General features: G+C 62.2%; 4 protein-coding genes and 1 pseudogene. All 5 read right to left on the bottom strand.

Going from position 1 to position 7425, the window contains the following annotated elements:
* A partial coding sequence (locus ABJP42_RS01325; protein ID WP_348338092.1) for an AMP-binding protein occupies positions 1-2656 on the bottom strand: 2656 nt, incomplete at its 3' end.
* A complete protein-coding gene (locus tag ABJP42_RS01320; RefSeq protein ID WP_348338091.1) occupies positions 2649-4307 on the bottom strand; it encodes a thiamine pyrophosphate-binding protein in 1659 nt (552 codons plus the stop codon). The genes ABJP42_RS01320 and ABJP42_RS01325, both read right to left, overlap by 8 nt.
* On the bottom strand, positions 4304-6106 hold the full coding sequence (locus tag ABJP42_RS01315; RefSeq protein WP_348338090.1) for a non-ribosomal peptide synthetase: 1803 nt from the start codon (positions 6104-6106) through the stop codon (positions 4304-4306). The genes ABJP42_RS01320 and ABJP42_RS01315 overlap by 4 nt, the downstream gene beginning before the upstream one ends.
* A gap of 184 nt (positions 6107-6290) precedes the next feature.
* Positions 6291-7109, bottom strand: a complete 819-nt coding sequence (locus tag ABJP42_RS01310) for an SDR family NAD(P)-dependent oxidoreductase (protein ID WP_348338089.1) — start codon at positions 7107-7109, stop codon at positions 6291-6293.
* Positions 7109-7425, bottom strand: a pseudogene (locus tag ABJP42_RS01305) (epimerase); the annotation flags it as partial. The gene ABJP42_RS01310 and the pseudogene ABJP42_RS01305, both read right to left, overlap by 1 nt.

Genomic DNA, 7425 nt, shown 5'->3' with positions numbered 1-7425 from the left:
CGCCCCCTGGCAACAGCCGCCCCAGATCACCACTGCGGTACCAGCGCCCCGTCAAAGGCCCCGGCTTGGCATCCATATCGACAAAGACCTCAGCGCTACGCTCTGGCGCCTGATAGTACCCTCTCGCCAGTCCCGCGCCTGAGATCCAGATCTCTCCGAGACGACCTGGCCAGACCGCCTGGTAATCAGCGTCCAGCACCGCCACCTTATAGCCGGGAAAGGGCAGACCGATAGGGGCACCAATCTGGGAGCAGCCGCCCTCAGCCCCCTCTTCGGACCGAACATCGCACCAGGAAGAAAACACCGTTGCTTCGGTTGGACCATAGCCATTCACCAGTCGACCGACCTGTGGCAGGATGCGATTGGCCAGATCGCGGCTCAGCAATTCGCCTCCGGTCACCGCCGTCAGCCGGGGCAGGAGCGGAGGCTCTGCCTCCAGCAACATCCGCCACATAGACGGGGTGGCAAAGACAAGATCCGGCTGGACTGAGCGCAGCTGTGCCACAATATGCCAGGGATCCTTGCGACGCGCCTCTTCGACCATTACCAAACTGCCGCCGGTCACCAGCGGCAGCAGCACTTCAAAGATGATGCTGTCAAACGTGGTACTGCTCAGCGAGAGCAGGCGATCCCCTGATTTCGCCTCAAACACTTCTGAGACGCCCGCCAAGTGGTGTGACAGTGCCCGATGTGGGATTTCCACCCCCTTTGGCGCGCCGGTCGAGCCTGAGGTAAACATCACATAGGCCAGATCCTCGGGCTCTGCGACAAAAACTGCATCGGTGCCAATCGGCGCATCAGAGCCTTGCATCGGACCCTCCACTGTCCCCTGCCCTGGACGCTCCAGGGCTTGCAGGTCCAGGCTATCGGCCAATTCCGGAGCGGCAATCAGATGCCGAGGGTTGGCACTGTTCAGGATACGTTTGAGCCGCTCTGCAGGATCTGCAGGCGACAGGGGCAGAAAGGCACGACCGCTGCGCAGGATGGCAATCAAGGCCGCCACAAACTCCGGCCCGCGCGGCAGGGCCAGCGCCACCAGATCTCCGGGGTCTCCAGGAGCCTGCGCTATGGTTGCCGCCCAGGCCGCGCTCGCCTGGTCCAGATCCCGGTAGCTCCAGCGCTGATCACCCTGACTGACAGCATCCTGATCGGCGTGGTCTGCAAAGCTTTGCAGCAGCTGGGTCACCACCGGAGGGCATGCCTTCGGGGCTGCGGTCTGCAACACAGGCTCGGTGGCTGAGCTTTGGGGGGGCAGTGCGGCCAATTCCGTGCCGGGGGAGTCCAAAGCCGCTGCAAGCACGGCGGTGAACTCTGCCACCATCCGGTCTGCCGTCTCTGCACAGAACCGGGCCTTGTTCCAGACCAGCTCACCGCGATAGCCCGCATCGGTGTTTTCGAGGTTCAAAGCAAGGGTAAAGGGGGTCGAGCGCCCCGATAGCGGCAAGGGCTGTACCTGGCATCCCGGCAGGCTCAGGTCGCGGGTGGAAAAGCCACGATAGTTCAGCACCACCTCATGCCCATCCCTCGGCGCCCTTGGGGGCTGTCCCTGCGCAGCCTCCCCGGTCTCAGGCCCTGCCTCTTCGCCGGTCTCGTCCTGTTCCAGCGCCTTAGCAAGAGCCTGTTGTTCAGCCTGGCACAGCAGGTCAAACCCCATTTCGGGCACCAGCGGTGTATGGATCGGCAGGGTTTCAACAAAGGCCCCCAGCATCTTTTGCAATCCCGGCGCATTGCGGTTCATCGCGGTATTGCCGATGCAAAAATCGCGCTGCCCGGTGATGCGAAACAGTGTGACCCGCAACACCGCCAGCAGAACCGCAATCGGTGAGACATGCAGCCTGCCTGCCAGCTGCTCCACCAGGGCCCGGCTGCCGGATTTGATCTCAATCACCGAGCTCTCACCCTGGAATCGGGCAACCGGTGGCCGGGCAAAATCATAGGGCAGCAACAGGTCGGGCATATCGACCGGTTTTTGCCGCCTGTCTTTGGGGCGCTGCGTCAGCCGAAGCGCGGCCCGGCGGGCAAATCCGGGGGCCGCGTTGGAGCCGAGATCACCGGCATAGGCGGCAAAGTCATAGGTCGGGCGCGTAACCTGCTGATCCGGCGCGGCATAGACAGTGCCCAGCTCCTGACAGAACTGTCCCAGCGACCAGCCGTCCATAATGGCATGGTGATAGACCAGATGCAGGACCCAGGCCTGCTCTGCCAAGTGATAGGCCCGCAGGCGCAGCAGCGGCTCTGCTTCCACATCAAAGGGGAGCAGGCTCTCGGCTTCCAGTTTACCGTCAAGCGCCTCAGGAGACTGGCGCAGATCTATCTGGTCAAAATCCACCGCCTGCTGGTCCTTGACCGTGATCTGCAGGCTGTCTCCTTCCAGCCGCAGGCCGTAGCGCAGACTGTCGTATTTGTGGGTCAGTTTGCTGAGAGCGCTACGACAGCGCTCCGGATCAAAAGCGCCATCGATGCGCCAGGCCCGGTTGACGTTGACGATCCCCTGCCCCGGCGCCAGTTGATCAAGACACCAGAAATGTTGCTGAACCAGCGGGGCGGCAAGGGTGACATCCCCTGCCGGGCGATCAGACTGCCCGGTAACAAGCCGTTTGGAGTTCCCAACAAGTCCGGCCAGACGTTGACGGAGTAAAGCGCGCCGTTCAGCCATTGCCCTGGCCTTCTCCTGTAATTCCATCCCCAAAACAGGTCACCATCGGCACCGAAATCACCGTTGGACCCGTCGCCTCTATTGCCTGGCTCAACGCCTGCTGCAATGCCTGAGGCGTGGTCACCGTCACGCCCCTTGCGCCCCAGCCTTCGGCCACTTTGGCGTAGTCAACCTGTCGGCTGTAGCGCAGCACATCCAGATCGCCGCCGGGCATCCAATTGTCCTGAAAGCCACGGCCATTGATGCCACCATTGTCCGCCACCACAATAATCAGCCGCGCGGCATGGCGCACGGCCGTTTCCAGCTCTGTCGCAGTTAGGCCAAAGCCGACATCCCCCACCAGCGCCACCACCGGGCGGTCTGGTGCCTGCAGGGCGGCCCCCAGCGCAAAAGGAATGCCCAGCCCCATAGTGCCATTCTGCCCTGCGGTCATCCGCACAAAGGGCTGCTGCACCCGCCAGAAACTATGGCCAGTAGAGAGCCCCAGCCCACTGTCGACAATGGAAACGCAGTCTTCGGGCAGCCATTGCCCCAGGGCCTCGCACAATTGGTTCATTGCAAAGGTCTCGGCGCTACCAACAGCCTGACGGCGCAGCTTGTCCAGTTCCTGTTGATGGCTACCGGCCATGGCGCGCGCCCAAATCTCGTCAATAGATCCTTCGTCCAAGCCCTCCAGCAGGCCCAGCAAGACCTCCCAATCAGCGGCGACCTGCTGCACCCCGCCTGGGTCAGAGAGGGCGGGTTTGCCCCCCAAACGCCAGTCCAGCGTAGCCCCGCAGAGCAGCAGATGGTCACATTGGCTCAGCGTTGCCTCCTTGGCCAAAAAGACGCTCAGCCTATGGGAATCCGGAAGCAGCCCCCGCCCCATCGGTGTGGCAAGCACCGGCAGGTTCAGCTGTTCAACCCGCTGACGCAGACGTTCTGCGGCTTTTGGCACCTGGGTCGCGGACCACCGCAGGCCTTCGCCCAGCACCAACAGCGGCTTTTGCCCCTGCTGCCCCTGTCGGGCTGTGGCGGCGGCTGCAGGGAGAGGTTTTTGTACCGGAACAGGCTCTCTCTCAGGCGAAGCCGCATCACTCTCACGCGGATCGTTGTGACGGGCATTGAGCACTGAGGCGCCCACCTCAACAAAGAGCGGCCCCTGTGGTGCAGTCTGTGCCTCTGTCAGGGCCTGGTGGATTTCATGAGGCAGCATGGTGCGGTCTCGCGCCCGGATCACACCTTTGCAGGTCTCTGAAGCCGCGCGTCCGCCGTCAAAGCTCTGGAAGCCCTTGCCTTCGTCTTCGGGGTCTTCCACCATCCCTGCGATCAGCAGCATAGGCCATTGGTTTTCCTTGGCATCCGACAGGCTGGTGATCGAATTGGTCACCCCTGGCGCCGGTGAGCACATGGCGATGGCCTGAAAAGCCCCAGCCTGGTAGTTATGCGCCAGGGCGGCGCTCAGCGCGCCAAATTGCGACCGGCAGCCGATCACCTGCAACCCAGCCTCGACGCAGGCCCCAAGGGTGGCATACATCGGCTTGCCCGCCAGCGAATAGACATGAGTGATGCCGCCACGCAAAAGCGCCGCTGCAATGGCCTGATGTCCATTTCGGCCCCGCCCCTGCGTCAGCCTTGCCCGCAGGGCCACCTGTCGGGATCCAGTGCTCATGCGGACACATCGGCGTCAGACAGGGCCGCCACCGCCTGCTCCAACTGCGCCAGATCTTCCTCCGACAAAAGCCCCAGCACATAGGAGGACAGGCTCGCAGCTGTGGGATGGCGAAAGATCACTGTTGGCGGAATATAGCAGCCCAGCAGCTCTCCCAAAGTGACTGAAAGCTGCACCCCAAGAATGGAATTGCCGCCGCAATTGAAGAAATTGTCATCCAGCCCGATCTGCTCCAGATCCAGAACCTCGGCGGTGAATTCACACAGGATGATCTCGACGGCCGAGCCCGGTGCCCGGTACGGGGTGTAAAAATGCCCCTGCAGCGCCTGCGACATCTGCAAACGTTGGCGTTTTCCGGTGGCGCCAACTGGAATGGCCTCGACGATGGCGATCTGGCTGGGCACCTTGTAGTCGATCAGGTGGTCAAACAGCTGGGCCCGCAAATGATCACTGGTCAGCGTGGAGCCAGAGGCAAGACAGACCGCCGCCACCAGATCTTCGCCAAGGCTGGGGTGAGGCTGGGCAAAGGCAACCGCATCGGTGACGCCGTCAATCTCCAGCAGGGCCTCGTCGATCTCTCGTGGGGAAATCTTTTGACCGCCACGGTTGACGATTTCCTTGCGCCGCCCCGTGAGGGTCAGATAGCCCTCAGTGTCCAGCATGCCCAGATCGCCAGTCCAGAACCCGCCCTTCTGGAAGGCCTCACGATTGGCCTCTGGGTTTTCCACATAGCCCGGCGTGATGCTCTCTCCCGCGATCACCACATTGCCGGTCTCGCCGATGGGCCGCTCTTCGCCCGCCTCGCCCAGAATCCAGATCTGCGTGCCCGCAGCACGGCCCACGGTGCCCGGCTTGCGTTCACGTGGCGGCAGGGGGTTGGAGGCAATCTGGTGACTGGCCTCAGTCATGCCATAGGCCTCGATCACGGGGGCGGCAAAATAGGCTTCGAGTCGGCTGATCACCGAGGGTGGCAGCGGCGCCGAGGACGACCGGATCATGCGCAGGTGATGCGTCACCGGTGTGGGCTGTTGTTCCAGATGGTGGATCAGGGCCAGATGTATCGTTGGCACAGCCGAATACCAGGTCGGGGCAAATTGCTCCAGACATTCAACAAAGCGCTGCGGCTGGAACTTGCCAGCAAGCACCACCGCGCCGCCAGCCACCAGCGCCGCCCCAAGACTGGCCATCAGCCCATGGATGTGAAACAGCGGCATGGCGCAGAGCGAGACATCCTGCGGACCAAGCGCCAAGGTCTTGGCGATATTGGTGCTGGAACTGGCCAAGTTGGTCTGGGTCAGCTCGACCATTTTGGGGCGCGCCGTGGTGCCCGAAGTGTGCAGGATCAGCCCCGGAGCATCAGGCTGTGAGGGTGGCGGCAGCGGGCTCGGATCAGCGCGGCGCTGGAACATCTCATCATCCAACTGCAGACTGGCAAAACCACCGACTTCAAGGGCCGCCTGAGCAGCCGCACTGGCACCCGCCCCTATCAGCACCAGGCCGGGTTTTAGGTCGTTGAGGTAGAACAGGAATTCATCCGTGGTGTAATCCGGGTTAAGCGGTGCGGCGACATGGCAATGCAGCGCCGCCAGAAAGCCGATCGTGGCCTGGTGGGCCAGAGGCGCGATAATGGCAATCCGCGCACCGGGTGCAGTGCCGGCCTCGGCAATCCCGGCAATGACCTGATCCACCGCCGCCAGACAGGTGGAGCCAGTCAACACTCCGGTCTCCGCACAGATCAAGGCCGCGCGGTCTGACTGCTGCGCAAGACCGGCGCGCAATTGGGCCCCAAAATGGATCACAGGCTTCTCCCCAGAAACGATGCAATGCTGCAATAAACAGTTAATATATGGTTGAAATCACCTAAGCCCATGCCTTGGGGAAAGCAAGCGTTGCGCCTTGATCCAAAGGCTAAATTAGCACTCTGGGTTAACGCCTGGGCAGAGCCTGAGGCAATGCCGGTTTTGCGGCCAGAACGGGCGCGGGTCAGCCAGGGCTGTTGTCTTCGTTGCTGGCGATTTTACGTTCCATCAGCCATTCAAACAGGCGCGGCGACAGCCGGTTGATCAGCGCAGAAAGCCGCGCAATACGCCCCACCGGGATGAACTGCTTTCCCCGGTCCAAACCATCAAGAATCTCTTTGGCAGCGCTTTCGGGGCTCATGTAGTCCACCCCATCCGTGGCAGAACCCGGACGGGCAATGCCATTGCCCTTCGCCTCTGCTCTGCCAATATTGGTGGCGACAAAACTGGGCGCTGCGATCACCGAGCGCACCCCATGGGGTTTTTCCTCAGAGCGCAGCGATTTGAAAAAGCCTTCGAGCGCATGTTTACTGGCGGCATAGGCGGTGCGGTGAAACAGCGGGCTGAACCCGGCGACAGAAGAAATCGCCAGATGGGTGCCGCACGCTTGGCGCAGATCCTGCTGAAAGGCCTGGGCCATAGTCACCGCCGCAAAGAAATTGATGTCAAAGACCTTGCGATGGGCGGCATCGCTCAGATCGGCAAAGGCGCCGATCCAGGTGATGCCCGCATTGTAGATCACCAGATCAACCGATCGATGTTCCGCCCGGATCTGGGCACAAAGCCGCCCCATCGCCGCAAGATCCGTGAGATCACAGCCATAGATCCGGCGATTTTCTAGTGGTTCAATCACCTCCAGCGCCGGGCCGGGCAGATCGATCAGGGCTGTTGACCAGCCGCGCTGACGCAGGCCCGCATCCAGCGCCAGCCCCAGCCCGCCTGCCCCGCCAGTGATGACGGCAGTCTTTCCTGTTCCCGGCTTTCCTGTTCCCGGCTTTGTCATCACAGATCCACCGATTTTTGCCACAGCGCAAAGACCTCGGCGCTGGTCAGCTCCGGCACATAGCCAAACCGGGTCTTGAGCCGAGTATTGTCCAGCACCGGACGGTATTGCAGAAACCGCACCTGCGCGGGGCCATAGCGCGACAGCTTTAGCGGATGGGCGATAGCCAGCGCCAGTTGCAGTCCCCAGGCCGGCAGGCGCAGGATGCTTTTTTGCAGCGCCTTGGCAAGGTCTGTCACCCCCAGCGCGCCGTCGCCTGCCACGTTGAAGATGCCCGGAGGCCCATCAGCGATGGCACGTTGCAGGATCCGGGCCA

Source organism: Pseudophaeobacter sp., assembly GCF_039971195.1.
Lineage (GTDB): Bacteria > Pseudomonadota > Alphaproteobacteria > Rhodobacterales > Rhodobacteraceae > Pseudophaeobacter.
The sequence above is the reverse complement of the archived record's forward strand: the minus strand, read 5'-3'. Positions and strand labels throughout refer to the sequence as shown.